The organism is Streptomyces sp. Ru72, from assembly GCF_002920635.1.
Classification (GTDB): domain Bacteria; phylum Actinomycetota; class Actinomycetes; order Streptomycetales; family Streptomycetaceae; genus Streptomyces.
On record NZ_PQSR01000272.1, the window covers coordinates 1 to 218 of the forward strand.

Annotated in this window: 1 protein-coding gene; it reads left to right on the plus strand. The window is 65.6% G+C overall.

Going from position 1 to position 218, the window contains the following annotated elements:
- Nucleotides 1–218 (plus strand): peroxiredoxin (locus C3488_RS39875; protein ID WP_146068049.1); only part of this gene is annotated, 218 nt, incomplete at both ends.

Here is a 218-nt window from a genome sequence, read left to right on the forward strand (position 1 = left end):
GACCACAAGGGCCGCAAGGTCATCGTGTACTTCTACCCGGCGGCGCTCACCCCCGGCTGCACCAAGCAGGCGTGCGACTTCACGGACAACCTCGAACTGCTGGCGGGCGCCGGCTACGACGTCATCGGCGTCTCCCCGGACAAGCCGGAGAAGCTCGCGAAGTTCCGCGAGAAGGAGTCCCTGAAGGTCACCCTCCTCGCAGACCCCGACAAGAAGGT